Raw genomic sequence first — 17,752 nt, forward strand, 5'->3', positions numbered from 1 at the left:
GCGCAACGTCAAGGCCGAGGTGATCTCCTCGACCTTCGACGAGCCGGCCACGCGGCACGTCCAGGTGGCCGACATGGTGATCGAGAAGGCGCGGCGCCTGGTCGAGCACAAGCTCGACGTGGTGATCCTGCTGGACTCGATCACGCGGCTCGCGCGGGCCCACAACACCGTGGTTCCCCACTCCGGCAAGATTCTCTCGGGCGGAGTGGACTCGAACGCCCTGCACAAGCCGAAGCGCTTTTTCGGCGCCGCCCGCAACATCGAGGAGGGGGGCAGCCTGACCATCATCGCCACCGCCCTGGTCGATACCGGCAGCAAGATGGACGAGGTCATCTTCGAGGAGTTCAAGGGGACCGGCAACATGGAGCTGGTCCTTGATCGGCGCCTGGTCGACAAGCGTACTTTCCCGGCCATCGACATCAACAAGTCGGGAACCCGCCGCGAAGAGCTGCTGGTCGATCGTGTCAGCCTGCAGCGCACCTGGCTGCTGCGCAAGGTCCTGTCCTCGATGAACGTGGTCGACAGCATGGAATTCATCCTGGACAAGCTCGGGTCGACCAAGAGCAATCAGGAGTTTCTCGACTCCATGAACCAGTAGCGCCGCAGAGATAAAATCCTTGCCTTTTTGCGGCGGTAGTGCTAAATAGTCTTTTTTGTTTGACCGAACAAACATCATGCCTGTACTAGCCAGGCGCTAAGGAGAATCGTCATGAAAGAAGGAATTCACCCTAATTACGAAATGGTGACCGTCAAGTGTCACTGCGGTACCACCTTTGAGACCCGCTCTACCAAGAAGGGCGGCGAGATCTCGACGGAAATCTGCTCGGATTGCCACCCGTTCTACACCGGCAAGCAGAAGCTGATGGATACCGCCGGGCGTATCGAGCGTTTCCGCAGGAAGTACGGCAAGTAATAGCAAGTTCCGGAGACGGCCCGCCGGGCCGTCTCTTTTTTTAACGGTACGCGTACGCGGTCGTCTGCTCCTCCCGCCGCATCTTGCTGGATGCGGCGGGTTTCTGCGTTTTTTCTTTGCCTAAGGGGGCGTTGCTCTAAATGGCTTTGCTGGTTCAGTTGCTGACCCATACCCCCGAGCCTGACAAGGTGGCCGCCGCCGCCGCCCGGCTCTGCTATTCCTCATCATCGATTGACCGCCTGCTCGAACAGGGACGCGAGGAGCGGGCGGCTCTTCTGGCCAAGATCCTGGCTCTCGGTCATTTCTCCGTTCTCGAGCACGTCGCCTTCACCTTCGGCATCGAGGGGATCAGCCGCGCCTGTTCCCACCAGCTGGTCCGCCATCGGATTGCCTCCTTTTCCCAGCAGAGCCAGCGTTACGTGTCGCACAAGACCCAGTTCGCCGCGGTTGTCCCTGAGTCGATCTCTGCCCGGCCTGAACTGCTCGAGCGCTTCAACGGTTTTCTCGATCAGGCGCACGAGGTCTATCGCGAGCTGCTCGACGCCGGAGTGCCGGCCGAGGATGCCCGGTTTGTCCTCCCCAACGCGGCGGAAACCAAGCTGGTGATGACCATGAATGCCCGCGAACTTCTGCATTTTTTCAACCTGCGCTGCTGCCGGCGCGCCCAGTGGGAAATCCGCGCCATGGCCACCGAAATGCTGCGGCTGGTGCGCCGGGCGGCGCCGCTGCTTTTCGCGGATGCCGGTCCGGGCTGCCTTCAGGGCGCCTGCCCGGAAGGGGCCATGACCTGCGGGGCGATGGCCGAAGTGCGCAAGGAATTCAAGGAATTATCGTAGGAGCGACGTACGCGTCGCCCGGGCAAGGCTGCCTTGCCCCTACCGTGGAAACGTCTATTTATGTTCACCAAGCTGGAAGAAGTCGTTGACCGTTTTCGCGAAATCGAAGGACTGATGTCCGACCCTTCGCTGATCTCGAACCAGGAAAAATTCCGCGCCCTGACCAAGGAGCACGCGGAACTGGCCGAGATCGTCGAAACCTATGGCAAGTACTGCAAGGTTTGCGAGGATATCGAGGGGAACCGCGAGCTGCTGAGGGAGAACGATGAGGAACTGAAGGCGATGGCCAAGGCCGAGCTTCCCGAACTGGAAGAGCGCAGGGAGGCCCTGGCCCAGGAACTGAAAGTTCTGCTGCTGCCCAAGGATCCCAACGACAGCAAGAATATCATCCTCGAGGTGCGCGCCGGTACCGGCGGTGACGAGGCGGCCCTCTTTGCCGGCGACCTGTTCCGGATGTATTCCCGCTATGCCGAAGGGCGGCGCTGGCGGGTCGAAATCATGAGTGCGGCCGAGTCGGAAGCCGGCGGTTTCAAGGAAATCATCGCCATGATCAGCGGCGACCGGGTCTATTCGCGGCTCAAGTTCGAAAGCGGCACCCATCGGGTGCAGCGGGTGCCCGAAACCGAGGCGCAGGGACGGATTCACACCTCGGCCTGTACTGTGGCGGTGCTGCCCGAGGCCGAAGATGTCGATGTCGACATCAATCCAACCGATCTGCGCATCGACGTCTACCGCGCCTCCGGGGCCGGCGGCCAGCACGTTAACAAGACCGAGTCGGCGGTGCGGATCACCCACCTGCCGACCGGGGTGGTGGTCTCCTGCCAGGACGAGAAATCGCAGCACAAGAACAAGGCCAAGGCGATGAAGGTGCTGCAGTCGAAAATCCTCGACGCCATGGTCGCCGAGCAGAACGCGCTGCAGGCTGCGGATCGCAAGAGCCAGGTCGGCAGCGGTGACCGCAGCGAGCGCATCCGCACCTACAACTTTCCCCAGGGGCGCTGTACCGATCACCGCATCGGCCTGACCCTGTACAAGCTCGATGCCATCATGCAGGGAGCCCTGGACGATATCATCGACGCCATGACCGCCCACACCCAGGCTGACGCCATGTCCGGCCGGGAGTCCTGAGCTTGGCCGAGACCTGGACCGTGCTCAAGATCCTGCAGTGGACTGCGGGGTATTTCAAGGAAAAGGGGATCGAGGGGGGGCGACTGGATGCCGAAGTGCTGCTCGCCAACGCCTTGGGCCTCGACCGGGTCGGGCTGTATCTCAATTTCGACCGGCCGCTGAGCGCCGACGAGCAGGCGGTCTTCCGCCAGCAGGTGTCCCGCCGGGCGCGGCGCGAACCGGTGCAGTACATCCTTGGCGAAACAGAATTCTGGTCTCTGGCGCTGCGGGTTTCCCCGGACGTACTGATTCCCCGTGCCGACACCGAGGTGCTGGTCGAAGAGGCGCTGAAAAAGGGTGCCGGGGCCTGCTCCCTGCTGGATGTCGGCACCGGCAGCGGCGCTATCGCCGTCGCCCTGGCCAGTGAGCTGCCCGAGGCGCGGATTGAGGCGGTTGACCTCTCTTCTGCGGCCCTGGCCGTCGCCAGCGACAATGCCCGCCGTCACGGGGTGGATGGGCGGATCGTCTTTCGCGAGGCGGACCTGTATGGATTGAACGGCGGGCCTTTTGATCTGATCCTGTCCAATCCGCCCTATATCCCGACCGGGGATATGGCCGACCTGATGCCCGAGGTGCGGGACTTCGAGCCGCAGCTGGCTCTGCGCGGCGGCGATGACGATGGGTTGGCGGCTTATCGTAGTCTGGCGGCCGCATCGGCCAGGCTGCTGCATCCCGGCGGCTGGCTGCTGGTCGAGGTCGGCATCGGTCAGGCCGATGCTGTACGGCGATTGTTTGAACAGGCCGGACTGAGTGAATTGTATGTTCGTGACGACTATGCCGGTGTGCCGCGCGTCGTTGGCGGCCGCAAGCCGGTTTCAATTTAAAAATTTACTGCCTCAGGGCAGCTTTAGTAAAGGCTTACCGATTGGACAAGATTGTCATTCACGGCGGCCATCGCCTCAAGGGCGAGGTCAAGGTCAGCGGAGCGAAGAATTCGGCTCTCCCGCTGCTGTTTGCAACGCTGCTGGCTCCCGGGATGCATCGGGTCGCCAACGTCCCCGACCTGCGCGATATCACCACGGTTGAGAAACTGCTGATGACTCTCGGCGCGAAGGTGGTGCGGGAAGACGGCACCTTTGCCGTCGACGCCAGCGATATCGAAAGTATCGAGGCCCCCTACGACCTGGTGCGCACCATGCGCGCTTCGGTGTTGGTGCTCGGGCCGCTGCTGGCCCGTCTCGGCCAGGCCCGGGTCAGCCTCCCCGGCGGCTGCGCCATCGGCGCCCGCCCCATCAACCTGCACCTTAAGGGGTTCGAGGCGATGGGGGCGAAGATCACCCTCGATCACGGCTATGTTGAAGCTCGCGCCAAGCGGCTGCAGGGCGCCCGCATCCTGTTTGATGTGCCGACCGTCGGCGGGACCGAAAACCTGATGATGGCGGCAGCTCTGGCCAAGGGGACAACGGTGCTGGAAAACTCCGCCTGCGAACCGGAAATCGTCGAACTCTCTGAGGCGCTGAGCAAAATGGGGGCGCGCATCGAAGGGGCCGGTACCGACACGATCACTATCGAGGGGGTTGACGAACTCACCCCGCTGCAGCACGCGGTCATGCCCGATCGCATCGAGGCCGGCACCTTCATGATCGCCTCGGCCATCACCCGCGGTGATGTATTGGTCTCCGGCGCGGTGGCCAGCCACCTCGAGGCCCTGATCATCAAGCTGCGCGAAGCCGGGGTCGAGATCACCGAGGAAGCCGGCGGCTTACGGGTCAAGGGACCACGCAAGATTACCTCGGTCGACATCAAGACCCGTCCCCATCCCGGCTTTCCGACCGACATGCAGGCCCAGTTCATGGCCCTTATGGCCCTCGGCACGGGAACCAGCGTTATCAGTGAAAACGTCTTCGAAAACCGCTTCATGCATGTCAGCGAACTGCAGCGGATGGGGGCCAATATCTCCATCGAAGGGCACACCGCCACGGTCAAGGGGGTCAAGGGGTTGCTCGGTGCGCCGGTCATGGCCACCGACCTGAGAGCCAGCGCTTCGCTGGTCCTGGCCGGTCTGGCGGCCGACAATACCACCGAGGTCTCCCGCATCTATCACCTCGACCGGGGGTATGAGCGGATCGAGGAAAAGCTCAAGGGACTGGGTGCGGATATCGAGCGGGTCAAGGAATAGAAACTGCGTAAAGCGGTAATTGGTGATTGGTGATTGGTTTCTGGCTAATCACCAATCACCGATCACCAATCACGGGGTATAAAGAATGAGCGACTACATTACCTTCGCCCTGCCCAAGGGGCGGATCATGCAGGATTCGATGGAGCTGTTTGCGAAAATCGGCATCACCTGTCCGGAGATGGAAAAGGGGAGCCGCAAGCTGGTTTTCGAAAACCATGAGACCAAGTTCCGTTTCATGGCGGTGCGGGCCACCGACGTGCCGACCTATGTCGAGTACGGCTGCGCCGACCTCGGCGTGGTCGGCAAGGATACGCTGATGGAGCAGGGCAAGGATCTTTACGAGCCCCTTGACCTCAACTTCGGCTACTGCCGGATGGTGGTGGCCGAGCCGAAGGCGCTGAGCCAGGAGGACGATCCCGCCAACTGGTCGAACATCCGGGTGGCGACCAAGTATCCCAATGTTACCGAGCGCTATTTTGCCGCCAAGGGGATCCAGGTCGAGCTGATCAAGCTGTACGGCTCGATCGAGCTGGCGCCCTTGGTTGGGCTCTCCGAGCGTATCGTCGACCTGGTCTCCACCGGCGCCACCCTCAAGGAAAACGGCATGGTCGAGGTGGAAACCATCGCCGAGATCACCAGCCGGCTGATCGTCAACCGGGCCAGTCTCAAGACCAAGCACCAGCGCATCATTCAGATCATCGAAGGGCTTGAGAAGGTCATTGCCGAAACGCCGACCTTGTCCAAGTAATCCGGCAGCCCGAAGGGGTTCGCCTGAACAGCAGTGCAGCGGCAGCGGCCGCTCCTGCCAGGGAATTTATCCATGATTCAGATGCTGCGATTTTCCGACCCCGGTTTTGCCGACGCGTTCCGCAAGATCGAAGAGCGCGGCGAGACGGCACCGGCCGGCGTCGATGAGACGGTCCGGACCATCATCGCCGATGTTCGCGCCCGCGGCGACCAGGCGGTGTTCGACTGCACCGCCCGTTTCGACCGCCTCGAGCTGACCGCCGCGACGGTGGAAGTCACTGCCGCCGAGATCGACCAGGCCATGGCGGCCATCTCCGAACGTTCCCGGGCGGCCCTCGAGTTGGCGGCTCGGCGCATCGCCGACTACCACCGCAAGCAGAAGACCGAAACCTGGATCTCTACCGACGAGGAAGATGTATTGCTCGGCCAGATGGTGCGCCCGCTCGACCGGGTCGGCATCTACGTCCCCGGCGGCAAGGCGGCCTATCCTTCGTCGGTGCTGATGAACGCGGTGCCGGCCAAGGTGGCCGGGGTGGCCGAAGTTATCATGGTCGTGCCGATGCCCGGCGGCGAAGTCAATCCCCATGTGCTGGCGGCGGCCCGGCTGGCCGGGGTCGACCGGATTTTCAAGGTCGGCGGCGCCCAGGCCGTGGCGGCGCTGGCTTACGGTACCGAGACGATCCCCCGGGTCGACAAGATCACCGGACCGGGCAACATCTACGTCGCCACCGCCAAGCAGATGGTTTTCGGCAAGGTCGACATCGACATGATCGCCGGCCCCAGCGAGATCCTGATCATCAACGACGGCAGCGGCAACCCGGCGCATCTCGCGGCCGATCTGCTCGGCCAGGCCGAGCATGACGAGCTGGCCTCGTCGATCCTGATCACCACCGACGAGGACTTTGCCCGTCAGGTCGCCGAAGAAGTCGAAAAACAGCTGCAGCAGCTCTCAAGGGAGAGCATCGCCCGCAAGTCCATCGACAACTACGGGGCGATCATCCTGGCGGAAAACCTCGATGAGGTGATCGACTTCTCCAACCGCATCGCTCCCGAGCACCTGGAGCTGGCGGTGAACAACCCCTTCGAAATTCTCCCCCGCATCCGTCATGCCGGGGCGATCTTCATGGGGCACCACACTCCCGAGGCGGCTGGAGATTACCTGGCCGGTCCCAACCACACCCTGCCGACCGGGGGGACCGCGCGTTTCTTCTCGCCGCTGTCGGTGGATGATTTCGTCAAGAAGTCGAGCATTGTCTCCTTCACCCGTCAAGGGCTGGAGCGGCTCGGCGAAGATATCGTGCATATCGCCGAACTCGAGGGGCTGCAGGCCCACGCCCGTTCGGTGTCGCTTCGTTTACAGAAATAAGTCAGGAGGTTCGCATGTCCCGCAGCGCTACCATCGACCGCCAGACCAAGGAAACCCAGATCCGCCTCAGCCTCGAGCTGGACGGCAAGGGCGAATCGCAGATCTCCACCCCGGTCCCCTTCCTCGACCACATGCTGACCCTGCTGGCTCGCCACGGCTTCTTCGATCTCACTGTCGAGGCTTCAGGCGATATCGAGATCGACGCCCACCACACCGTCGAGGATCTCGGTATCTGCCTCGGCGAGGCCTTCAAAAAGGCGCTCGGCGACAAGGCGGGAATCCGCCGCTTCGGCCGCGGCACCATGCCGATGCACGAAGCCCTGGCCTCGGTGATCATCGATTTTTCCGGTCGGCCGTTCCTGGTCTTCAACGTCGACATGCCCAAGGCCAAGGTCGGCAATTTCGACACCGAGCTGGTCGAAGAGTTTTTCGTCGCCTTCTGTAACCACGCCGGCGCCAATGTTCATATCAACCTGGCCTACGGCGACAACCTGCACCACATCATCGAAGGGATTTTCAAAGCCTTCGGCCGCGCCCTCGACGAAGCGACCGGTTTCGACCCGCGCATCCAGGGGGTGCTCTCCACCAAGGGGAAGCTTGAGTAGTATGATTACCATCATCGATTACGGCATGGGCAATCTGCGCAGCGTGCAGAAGGGCTTTGAAAAGATCGGCTTCGAGGCGAAAGTCAGCGCCGATCCCGCTGATCTCCAAAACGCCTCCAAGCTGGTACTTCCCGGCGTCGGCGCCTTCAAGGATTGCATGGACAACCTGCGCGAGGGGGGCTTTGTCGAGCCGATCCTGCGCCATGTGGAATCGGGCAAGCCTTTTCTCGGGATCTGCCTGGGGCTGCAGCTGCTCTTTTCCGAAAGCGAGGAATTCGGCCGCCACCAGGGGCTGGGCATCATCCCCGGCAAGGTGGTGCGGTTTCCCGCCGACATGCAGGTTGCCGGCGAGGAGCTGAAAGTGCCGCACATGGGCTGGAACCAGATCCGCCTGCAGCAGGACATCCCGCTGTTGCGCGGGATCGCCGACGGCACTTCGGTTTACTTCGTCCATTCCTACTACGTGGTCCCCGACGACGCCAAGACGATCGCCACCACCACCGATTACGGGATGACCTTCTGTTCGGCCATCTGCCGGGATAACGTCATGGCCACCCAGTTCCACCCGGAGAAGAGCCAGCAGGTGGGCTTGCGGATTTTGCAGAATTTCGGGGAAATGAAATAAACCGGCCTCTCGCCCGCTCCTTGCAGTCGCTAGAGCTCACAGAGGACACAGAGAAAAACCAGGTTTTTGCTTTTTGATTCCTCTGCGTGCTCGAGTGAGCAGAGCGAACGGGCGAGAGCCGCCTTTAAAGTATTAAAAAGGAATTTCCATGATCGTCATACCCGCCATAGATCTCAAGGAAGGTCGCTGCGTCCGGCTGGAGCAGGGACTGATGGAAAAAGACACCGTTTACAGCGACAGCCCCGCCGCCCAGGCCAGAATCTGGCAGGAACAGGGGGGCGAGCTGCTGCATATCGTCGATCTCGACGGCGCTTTCGCCGGCGTTCCGCGCAACAAGGAGGCGATCAGCGCCATCGTCAAGGCCATCGACATCCCCACCGAGCTCGGCGGCGGGGTGCGCGACCTGGCCACCATCGAGGCCTATCTCGAACTCGGTGTCGGCCGGGTCATCCTCGGAACCGTCGCCAAGGAAAAGCCCGAACTGGTCAAGGAAGCCTGCCGGCTCTTTCCCGGCCGGATTGTGGTCGGCATCGACGCCAACAACGGTTTCGTCGCCGTGCGCGGCTGGGCCGATGTCACCGAGAAAAAGGCCACCGAAATGGCCAAGGAGATGGAAGGCTTCGGTGTTGAGGCGATTATTTATACCGACATCGCTCGCGACGGCATGATGCAGGGGCCGAACCTCGATGCCACCCGCTCCCTGGCCGAATCGATCAGCATCCCGGTGATCGCCTCCGGCGGCGTGTCCAGCCTGCAGGATATCGAGAACCTGATGGCCATCGAAAGCTCCGGGGTGGTCGGCGTGATCACCGGCAAGGCGATCTACACCGGTGCCCTCGACCTGCGGGCGGCGGTGGAATTGACCCGGCGGAATAAATAATCGCACGGCCCTTGAAATAGGGGCCTGGCGTACTTAACTTGGACTGATTAATCATGCTGAGCAAACGAATCATCCCCTGTCTTGACGTCAAGGACGGCCGCGTGGTCAAAGGCGTCCAGTTCGTTGAACTGCGCGACGCCGGCGATCCCGTGGAAGCGGCCGAGGCCTACGACGCGCAGGGCGCCGATGAGCTGACTTTTCTCGACATCACCGCCTCGAGCGACAAGCGCGGCATCATTCTCGACGTGGTGGCGCGCACCGCCGAGCGGGTTTTCATGCCGCTGACCGTCGGCGGCGGGGTGCGGGAGATCGCTGATATCCGCAATCTGCTTAACGCCGGGGCCGACAAGGTGTCGATCAACACTGCGGCCGTGCATCGTCCCGAGTTCGTCCGCGAAGCCGCCGAGCGCTTCGGTTCCCAGTGTATCGTGGTGGCGATCGACGCCCGCCAGGTGCCGGGTTCCGAGCCGCAAGCCTGGGAGGTCTACACCCACGGTGGCCGCAATGCCACCGGCATCGACGCTATCGAGTGGGCGGCCCGCATGGAAGGCTACGGCGCCGGCGAAATCCTGCTCACGTCGATGGACAAGGACGGCACCAAGGACGGCTACGACATCGCCCTGACCCGCGCCATCAGCGACCGGGTGAAAATCCCGGTGATCGCCTCGGGCGGGGTGGGCAATCTCGAACACATCCGCGAGGGACTGGTCGAAGGGGGCGCCAGCGCGGCCCTGGCCGCCAGCATTTTCCATTTCCGCCAGCACACCATCGGTGAGTGTAAAGAGTACCTGAACGAGCACGGTGTTCCGGTACGGCTGTAATTAATAAAGCTTTCTCTCGCCCGTTCGCTTTGCTCACTCGAGCACGCAGAGAGCGCAGAGGAATCAAAAAACAAAAGCTTGGCCTTCTCTGTGCCCCCTGTGAGCTCCAGCGACTGCAAGGAGCGGGCGAGAGGCCGATTTTAAGGATTGAAAGCATGCCCCTGTCTTCCCAGCTAAAATTCGACGCCCATGGGATGATTCCCGCCATCACCCGCGACGCCGATACCGGCGAGGTGCTGATGTTGGCCTACATGAACGCCGAGGCGGTCGACCTGACGATCAGGACCGGCAAGGTGCATTACTATTCCCGTTCGCGGCGCAAGCTGTGGATGAAGGGGGAGAGCTCGGGGCATGTGCAGACGGTGCGGGAGATCCGCTTCGACTGTGACGCCGATTGCCTGCTGATCGCCATCGAGCAGGAGGGCGCGGCCTGCCACACCGGGCACAAGTCGTGCTTCTACCGGGTCTGGAGCGGGGACGGCGCCCGGGTCGACGGTGAAAAGGCCGTCGATGCGGCAGCCATCTACGGGCGGCAGGACATCCTCGACGCGGTTTACCACGTGATCCAGGAGCGGCGCCAGAATCCCGACGAAAAATCGTACGTCGCCTCGCTGTTCGCCAAGGGGCTCGACAAGATTCTCGGCAAGATCGGCGAAGAAGCCACCGAGACGGCGGTCGCCGGCAAGGGAGGCAACCCGGACGAGGTCGTCAGTGAAGCGGCCGACCTCTTTTTCCATACCCTGGTCCTGCTCGGCTACTACGACCTCCCGCCCGAACGGATTTATGCCGAACTGCGGCGGCGCTTCGGCATGAGCGGCATCGAAGAAAAAGAAAGCCGGAGCAAATAAAACCAGACTCTCGCCCGCTCCTTGCAGTCGCTCGAGTCCGCAGAGCACACAGAGAGAAACCTGGTATTTGTTTTTCTCTGCGACCTCTGCGTGCTCTAGTGAGCGTAGCGAACGGGCGCGAGATCGATGTTAATTATTTATTTTCGCCCGCGAAAAGGAACCGATACGATGAGCCTGCAGGACAATCTGACGACCGCCATGAAAGAGGCCATGAAGGCCAAGGACACCCTTCGCCTGAGCACCATCCGGCTGGTCAAGACCGCGGTCAAGAACAAGGAGATCGAAATCGGCAGCGCCCTCGACGATCAGGCGGTCATTGCGGTGATCTCCACCCTGGTCAAGCAGCGCCGTGAGTCGGCGCAGGTCTACCGCGAGAGTGCGCGTGTCGACCTGGCGGAAAAAGAGGAGCAGGAGCTGCTGATTCTCCAGGATTTCCTGCCGGCCCAGCTTGATGAAGCCGAAATCAAGGGCCTGATCGAGGAAGCCGTGCTGGAAACCGGCGCCGCATCGATGCGGGACATGGGCAAAGTGATGAAGATCGTCTCGGCCAAGACCCTGGGACGCGCCGACGGCCGCCTGGTCAGCGAACTGGTCAAGGCTCGCCTGGCCTGACGGGAGACGGAATGAACGGCGTCGATATCGCCATCCTGGGCATCCTCGGGGCGTTTCTGCTCAAGGGGCTGCTGCGCGGGCTGCTCAAGGAGACCTGCTCGCTGCTGGGGCTGCTGCTCGGGGCGTTTCTGGCCTTTCGCTTCCATGCGCCGCTGGCCGAGGGGCTTTCCGAGGCCTTTGCGTTTCCCCTGCAGATCTGCGTCATCGTGGCGTTTCTGACCCTTTTTCTGGCCACCGTGCTGACCTTCGCGGTCCTCGGCTTTCTCCTCTCGCGGGTGGTCAAGCTGCTCTTCCTCGGCGGCTTCAACCGGGTCGCCGGGGGGCTGTTCGGTCTGGTGCAGGGAGGCGTGCTGCTGGCCCTGGTGCTGTTCGGACTGTCGATGGTTCAGCTTCCCGGTTCTTTCGGCCGGGCGTTTAAAGTTTCGGAACTGGCACCGCCCTTTGTTCAACTGGGCGGCGCGATTTTCCAGGGCAGCATCAAGGTGCTGGACGACCGCAAGGTTCGCACCTGAGCGGTTCGGGTATAAAGAATTGATGGTTTGATGATCGAAGCGACCCTGCGGGTTCTCGAATACGACAAGGTCACGGCCCTGCTGGCCGGATTCACCGCCAGCGCCCCGGGCAAGGAGCGGGCCCAGGCTCTGGCTCCCCTGGCGGACCGGCATGAGGTGGCCGAGGCGCTGGCCGAGGTTTCCGAAGTGGTCGCCCTGCTCGCGGGGCAGGGGCGCCCCCCGGTGGGGGGCTGTCGCGACCTGCGGGATGCGCTGGGCCGGCTGCGGGCCGAAGGGACCTTTCTGCTCCCCGAGGTGCTGCTCGACGTGCTTTCCAGCATCGAGGCGGCCCGCGATTGTCGCAACTATTTTGCCGGTCGCGAGCAGGCTCCCCGCCTCGCCGAACGCTCTGCCGCGCTGGAGCCGCTGCGCGAGCTGCAGCGGGAGATTCGTCAGAGCATCGGCGCCCGCGGCGAACTGCTCGACAGCGCCTCCTTCGAACTGGGCGACCTGCGTCAGCAGGTTCGCCAGTTGCGCAGCCGGATCAAGCGTTCGCTGGAAGACCTGCTGGGCTCCGAGCGCCTGGCCGGCGCCTTTCAGGAGCGCCTGATCACCGAACGCAACGGCCGTTACGTGGTGCCGGTGCGGGCCGATCACCGCGGCAAGGTCAAGGGGTTCATCCACGACGAATCGGCCAGCGGCCAGACCCTCTTCGTCGAGCCGGTTTCGGTGCTGGAGTGGAACAACCAGCTGCAGAGCCTGCAGCGCGAGGAAAAGCGCGAAGAGGAGCGGATTCTGCGCCGCTTGTCGAGCCTGGTAAGGCGCGAGTCTTCGGCCCTGCAGCGCAACCAGGAGATTCTCGCCCATCTCGATCTGCGGGCAGCCGCCGGCCACCTGTCGCGGGGCTGCGATGCGGTGGCGCCGCGACTGGCTGAGACGCCCCTGCTTGAACTGCGGGAAGCCCGGCATCCGCTGCTGCTCTTTCATCCCGACGGCAGCCGGCGTCAGCAGCCGGTAACAGCGGTCGACCTGCTGCTGGGCGAGGATGCCGACACCCTGGTGATCAGCGGGCCCAACACCGGCGGCAAGACGGTGGCTCTGAAGACGATCGGTCTGCTGGCCTTGATGGTTCGCTCCGGGTTGCACATCCCCTGCCATCCCGACAGCCGCATCGGGCTGTTCGGACAGGTTTTCGCCGATATCGGCGATGAGCAGAGTATCGAAGAAAACCTGTCGACCTTCTCCGGGCACCTGCGGCGGATCGGCCGCATTCTCGAGGAAGCCGACGGCGATTCGCTGGTGCTGATGGACGAAGTCGGCACCGGCACCGACCCGGCCGAGGGCGGGGCGCTGGCCATGGCGGTGCTCGACAGCCTGCGCCGGCGGGGCGCACGAACCGTGGTGACGACTCACCTGAACCTGGTCAAGGGCTACGCCCACATGCAGCAGGGGGTGGAAAACGCCGCCGTCGAGTTCGACCGCACCACCCTGGCGCCGACGTATCGGCTGCACTACGGCATTCCGGGGGCGAGCAACGCCTTCACCATTGCCCGCCGGCTCGGTATTGCCGAGGAAGTACTGGAGCGGGCCGCCGGTTACCTGGGGCAGGGCGAACGCGAAGGGTTGGAACTGCTCGAAGAACTTAACCGGTTGCGCAAGGATCTTGATCGCGACCTGGTCGATGCGGCGAGTCTCAAGCGCCGGGCCGAGCAGGAGCGTCAGAAGCGCCGGCTGCTGCTGCAGGAATTGGAAGAGCAGAAACGCTCGATTCTCGACAAGGCGACCCGTCGCGGCGAGCAGTTGGTGCGGGAGGCCGAACAGCGGCTCAAGACGGTGCTGAAAGAGGCCCGCGACGAGCAGGTTGACGCCAGGGATCAGGCCCGGCTGAGCGCCGAACTGCGCGGGGTCCGCGAGGATCTTTCCCGGCAGCGGCCCGAGCCGCTGCGCAAGGGGAAGTCTCCGGCCGAGGTGCAGATCGGCGAACTGCTGCGGGTGCCGGCCCTGAACAGCGAGGCCGAAGTGATTCGACTCTGCGGCGACGAGGTTGAGCTGTCGATCCAGGGGAAAAAGCTGCGGCTGCCGCTGGCCCAGCTCGAGGCCTTTGTCCCGCGCCGCTTCGCCAAGCGCGGCACCGTCGGCCAGGTGCGCAGCCGCATCGAGCGCCAGGGGTTCACCCCCAAGCTGATGCTGGTCGGCAAGCGGGCCGAGGACGCCCTGCTGCTGCTCGATCGCTTCGTCGATGACGCCCTGCTGCATCACCAGCGCCAGGTCGAGGTGGTGCATGGCGCCGGCGAGGGGATTCTGCGGCGTACGGTGCGCGACTTTCTGGCCGCTCATCGCGAGGTCAAGGCCTTCCATGCCGCCGACCTGGCCCAGGGCGGCGACAACGTAACCATTATCGAATTGAGGGAGGGATGACGGGACGCATACCGGAGGATTCCATCCGCGAAATCCGCGAGCGGATCGATATCGTCGAGGTGGTTTCCTCGTACCTTCCCCTCAAGCGTTCGGGAGCCAACCACCAGGGGTTGTGCCCGTTTCACGGGGAGAAGACGCCGTCCTTCAACGTCAACTCGACCCGGCAGATTTTTCACTGTTTCGGCTGCGGGGTTGGCGGCAACGTCTTTTCTTTTCTCATGAAAATAGAGGGGCTGGCCTTTCCCGAGGCGGTGCGCCGACTTGGCGAACGGGTGGGGATCAGCATTGAGGAAGAGGCCCTGAGCCCGGCCGAGCAGCAGCGGCGCGAAGACCGCGAACGGCTGGTGCGGGTCAGCGAGGTCGCCTGCGACTTCTACCACCAGGTGCTGCTCGAAGAGAAGGACGGCGCTCCCGGTCGCCGCTACCTGCGCGAGCGGGGCTACGACGGCGACACCGCCCGCATTTTCCGGCTCGGGTTCGCCCCGGGTCGCTGGGAGGCGCTGTCCGAGCACCTGGCGCAAAAGGGTTTCGACCCCCAGTGGGCGCGGGAGCTGGGACTGATCCGGCCCGGCAAGGAAGGGCGCGGCGATTACGACCTGTTTCGCAACCGCCTGCTCTTTCCGATCATCGACTTAAGCGACAAGGTGGTCGCCTTCGGCGGACGGGTGCTGGACGATTCGCTGCCCAAGTACATCAATTCGTCGGAGTCGCCGATCTATCACAAGGGGCGTATTCTGTACGGCCTGGCCCAGGCCCGCGAGGAGATGCGCCGCAGCGACCAGGTGATCGTGGTCGAGGGGTATTTCGACCAGATGGCCCTGCATCGGGCCGGGTTCGCCAATGCCGTGGCGACCTGCGGCACGGCGCTGACCGAAGAACACGGTCGTCTGCTCCAGCGTTACGCGAAAAAGGTGCTGCTGCTGTTCGACCAGGACAAGGCCGGCCAGAAGGCAACCTTCCGGGCCATGGACGTGCTGCTGCCGCTGGGACTCTCTGTCGCGGTGGTCGCTCTTGATGCCGGCGAAGATCCCGACTCCTTTCTGCAGAAGCAGGGGGGGGAGGCCTTTACCGGGCGACTGAGCGCGGCCAAGCCGGTCCTCGAGGTCTACATGGACGCCGAACTGGCCGCTCATGGCGACAGCATCGAGGGACGGGCCCGCGCGGCCGAAGAGATCGTGGCTCGGCTGCAGCTGGTGCCAAGCGAAATCGAACGCAGCCTGTACCTGCAGAGCCTGGCCCGGCGCACCGGGCTGGATCAGGGACTGCTGCAGCAGAAGGCGGCCCGGACGGCAGCCGCACCGGCGGCCCGGCCCCAGTCTCAACGCCCGGCACCACCGGCTCCGCCGGCACCTGTGCCCCAGCGACGGCCGGCGGCTGCGCTGTCGAGGGAAGTCAAGGCGCAGGAACTGCTGCTGCGGCTGATGCTGGAGGATGCCGGCATCCGCACCGAAGTGGCCGTGGCGGGCGTGCCCAGCCTCTTTTTCGATCCCGATCGCCAGTCGATCGCCGAAAAAGTTCTGGCCTGCGCGCCGGAGGGAGAGTCCCTGGCCGAGTCGGAGCTCTTCGATCGGCTCAACGAAGAGCAAAAAGCGATTCTTTCGGGTATCCTTGTAAGGGATGAAAAGGCTTTTGCAGAAGAACGCCAGCGGATCGTGCAGGACTGCCGCCAGACGGTTCTCAAAGAAACCCTGAAACGACGGGTCAGAGACCTCGACGAACAGATCCGCCGGGCTGAACAATCGAATGACCAGCAGCAGTTGGCGGCCTGCCAGGTCGAGCGGCTGAACATCTGCCGGCAGCTGAAAAAATAACCGGGTATTGTACGTACCAATGATTCCACCGGCTCAACCTTGAGCCAAGAGGGGATGTCAACGCATGTCGAAAAAAACCAGGGTTGAAGAAGTCCAGCAGCTGATCGATCTGGGCAAGGAAAAAGGCTTTCTGACCTACGACGAAGTCAACGACGCGCTGCCGGCGGACATGGTCTCGTCCGACCAGCTCGACGACGTCATGAGCATGTTCGGTGACATGGACATCGAAGTGGTCGAGACCGAGAAGAAAATCTCCATGCGCAAGGGTCGGGATTTCGATGAGAACATCGACGAAGAGGAAGAGGGCGAAGAGGAGGAGTTCGAAGCCGGCACCCTCGGCCGCACCAGCGACCCGGTGCGCATGTACCTGCGGGAGATGGGCCAGGTTTCCCTGCTGACCAGAGAAGGCGAGGTGGAAATCGCCAAGCGCATCGAAGAGGGGGATGCCCTGGTGGCGCGAGTCATCATGCGCACGCCGATTGCCTTCAAGGAAGTCATCACGCTGGGTGAGCGTCTCGAGCGGGGCCAGATCAGCGTGGCCGAGATCACCAAGGATTACGAAGAGGAAGAGGGGGCCGAGGCCGAGGAGAACCAGCGCCAGCGACTGATCGGGCTGATCGCCCAGATTCGGGAGCTCGACGTCCGCTTCATGGAGATCAAGGAGCAGCAGGCCGGCGAACTGTCGAGGGAGGATAAAAAGGCCCTCGACAAGGAATGCAAGGAGATCAAGGGGCAGACCACCGAACTGCTGCGGCAGATCCGCCTGAAAGATTTCCAGGTCGCCAAGATCGTCGACCGGCTCAAGGAGCTGGCCGAGCAGGTCAAAAAAGGGATGGCCGAAGTCGGCTCCTGCGAAAAAGAGGTCGGCCGGCCGCACAAGGAGATCAAGCGGCTGCTGCGCCGGATGCGCAAAAGCGAAGAGGACGCCGGCAAGGTTTCCGAGGAGCTGGCGGTGCCCATGGACGCCCTGCTGGTGATCGAGAAGCGCCTCAAGAGCGCCCAGCGCAAATTCAAGCGGGTCGAAGAAGAGTCCGGGTTCGTTCCCGAGGAGCTGCTCGAGTCGCTCAAGGAAGTCCATAAGGGGGAGTGGCGGGCCAAATCGGCCAAGACCGAACTGGTCGAAGCCAACCTGCGCCTGGTCGTTTCCATCGCGAAAAAATATACCAACCGCGGCCTGCAGTTTCTCGACCTGATCCAGGAAGGGAACATCGGCCTGATGAAGGCGGTCGACAAGTTTGAATACCAGCGCGGCTACAAGTTCTCCACCTACGCCACCTGGTGGATTCGCCAGGCGATCACCCGCGCCATTGCCGACCAGGCCCGCACCATCCGTATCCCGGTGCACATGATAGAGACCATCAACAAGCTGATCCGCACCAGCCGCCAGCTGGTTCAGGAGATCGGTCGCGAGCCGATCCCCGAGGAGATCGCCGAACGCATGGAGTTGCCGCTGGAGAAGGTGCGCCGGGTGCTGAAAATCGCCAAAGAGCCGA

The 17,752-nt window shown here is 63.0% G+C and carries 18 protein-coding genes; all 18 read left to right on the forward strand.

Features of this window, described 5'->3' with window-relative positions; translation table 11 throughout:
• On the forward strand, positions 1-598 hold a 598-nt coding region (rho, locus tag ABYV89_RS05895), incomplete at its 5' end, for a transcription termination factor Rho (protein ID WP_432822012.1).
• Positions 599-709: 111 nt separating this feature from the next.
• Positions 710-913: a 50S ribosomal protein L31 gene (gene rpmE, locus ABYV89_RS05900; protein WP_432822013.1), complete on the forward strand. Its 204-nt coding sequence runs from the start codon at positions 710-712 to the stop codon at positions 911-913.
• Positions 914-1,059: 146 nt separating this feature from the next.
• Complete coding sequence (gene thyX, locus ABYV89_RS05905; protein WP_432822027.1) at positions 1,060-1,749, forward strand: FAD-dependent thymidylate synthase; 690 nt, start codon at positions 1,060-1,062, stop codon at positions 1,747-1,749.
• Between the two features lie 60 nt (positions 1,750-1,809).
• Positions 1,810-2,877 (forward strand): peptide chain release factor 1, encoded by a 1,068-nt coding sequence (gene prfA, locus ABYV89_RS05910; protein WP_432822014.1) that lies wholly within the window; start codon positions 1,810-1,812, stop codon positions 2,875-2,877.
• Between the two features lie 2 nt (positions 2,878-2,879).
• Positions 2,880-3,740 (forward strand): peptide chain release factor N(5)-glutamine methyltransferase, encoded by an 861-nt coding sequence (prmC, locus tag ABYV89_RS05915; protein ID WP_432822015.1) that lies wholly within the window; start codon positions 2,880-2,882, stop codon positions 3,738-3,740.
• A 41-nt stretch (positions 3,741-3,781) separates the two neighbouring features.
• Positions 3,782-5,035 carry a UDP-N-acetylglucosamine 1-carboxyvinyltransferase gene (murA, locus tag ABYV89_RS05920; protein ID WP_432822016.1) on the forward strand — a complete coding sequence of 418 codons (1,254 nt, stop codon included), beginning with the start codon at positions 3,782-3,784 and terminating at the stop codon, positions 5,033-5,035.
• Between the two features lie 85 nt (positions 5,036-5,120).
• Positions 5,121-5,783, forward strand: a complete 663-nt coding sequence (hisG, locus tag ABYV89_RS05925; protein ID WP_432822017.1) for an ATP phosphoribosyltransferase — start codon at positions 5,121-5,123, stop codon at positions 5,781-5,783.
• An 81-nt stretch (positions 5,784-5,864) separates the two neighbouring features.
• A complete protein-coding gene (gene hisD, locus ABYV89_RS05930) occupies positions 5,865-7,148 on the forward strand; it encodes a histidinol dehydrogenase (RefSeq protein WP_432822028.1) in 1,284 nt (427 codons plus the stop codon).
• 14 nt (positions 7,149-7,162) lie between these two features.
• Positions 7,163-7,753, forward strand: a complete 591-nt coding sequence (gene hisB, locus ABYV89_RS05935) for an imidazoleglycerol-phosphate dehydratase HisB (protein ID WP_432822018.1) — start codon at positions 7,163-7,165, stop codon at positions 7,751-7,753.
• 1 nt (position 7,754) lies between these two features.
• Positions 7,755-8,378 (forward strand): imidazole glycerol phosphate synthase subunit HisH, encoded by a 624-nt coding sequence (gene hisH, locus ABYV89_RS05940; RefSeq protein WP_432822029.1) that lies wholly within the window; start codon positions 7,755-7,757, stop codon positions 8,376-8,378.
• A 148-nt stretch (positions 8,379-8,526) separates the two neighbouring features.
• Positions 8,527-9,258: a 1-(5-phosphoribosyl)-5-[(5-phosphoribosylamino)methylideneamino]imidazole-4-carboxamide isomerase gene (gene hisA, locus ABYV89_RS05945; RefSeq protein ID WP_432822019.1), complete on the forward strand. Its 732-nt coding sequence runs from the start codon at positions 8,527-8,529 to the stop codon at positions 9,256-9,258.
• Positions 9,259-9,311: 53 nt separating this feature from the next.
• Positions 9,312-10,079 (forward strand): imidazole glycerol phosphate synthase subunit HisF, encoded by a 768-nt coding sequence (gene hisF / locus ABYV89_RS05950; protein WP_432822020.1) that lies wholly within the window; start codon positions 9,312-9,314, stop codon positions 10,077-10,079.
• Positions 10,080-10,234: 155 nt separating this feature from the next.
• Positions 10,235-10,927: a bifunctional phosphoribosyl-AMP cyclohydrolase/phosphoribosyl-ATP diphosphatase HisIE gene (gene hisIE / locus ABYV89_RS05955; RefSeq protein ID WP_432822021.1), complete on the forward strand. Its 693-nt coding sequence runs from the start codon at positions 10,235-10,237 to the stop codon at positions 10,925-10,927.
• A 168-nt stretch (positions 10,928-11,095) separates the two neighbouring features.
• Entirely contained in the window at positions 11,096-11,539 is a 444-nt protein-coding gene (locus ABYV89_RS05960) for a GatB/YqeY domain-containing protein (RefSeq protein WP_432822022.1), read from the forward strand.
• An 11-nt stretch (positions 11,540-11,550) separates the two neighbouring features.
• A complete protein-coding gene (locus ABYV89_RS05965) occupies positions 11,551-12,051 on the forward strand; it encodes a CvpA family protein (RefSeq protein WP_432822023.1) in 501 nt (166 codons plus the stop codon).
• A gap of 30 nt (positions 12,052-12,081) precedes the next feature.
• Positions 12,082-14,448, forward strand: a complete 2,367-nt coding sequence (locus tag ABYV89_RS05970; RefSeq protein WP_432822024.1) for an endonuclease MutS2 — start codon at positions 12,082-12,084, stop codon at positions 14,446-14,448.
• Positions 14,445-16,259: a DNA primase gene (dnaG, locus tag ABYV89_RS05975; protein ID WP_432822025.1), complete on the forward strand. Its 1,815-nt coding sequence runs from the start codon at positions 14,445-14,447 to the stop codon at positions 16,257-16,259. Before ABYV89_RS05970 ends, dnaG begins: the two co-directional genes overlap by 4 nt.
• 64 nt (positions 16,260-16,323) lie before the next feature.
• On the forward strand, positions 16,324-17,752 hold a 1,429-nt coding region (locus ABYV89_RS05980; protein ID WP_432822026.1), incomplete at its 3' end, for a sigma-70 family RNA polymerase sigma factor.

It is taken from the genome of Trichloromonas sp. (assembly GCF_041583255.1).
Taxonomy (GTDB): domain Bacteria; phylum Desulfobacterota; class Desulfuromonadia; order Desulfuromonadales; family Trichloromonadaceae; genus Trichloromonas.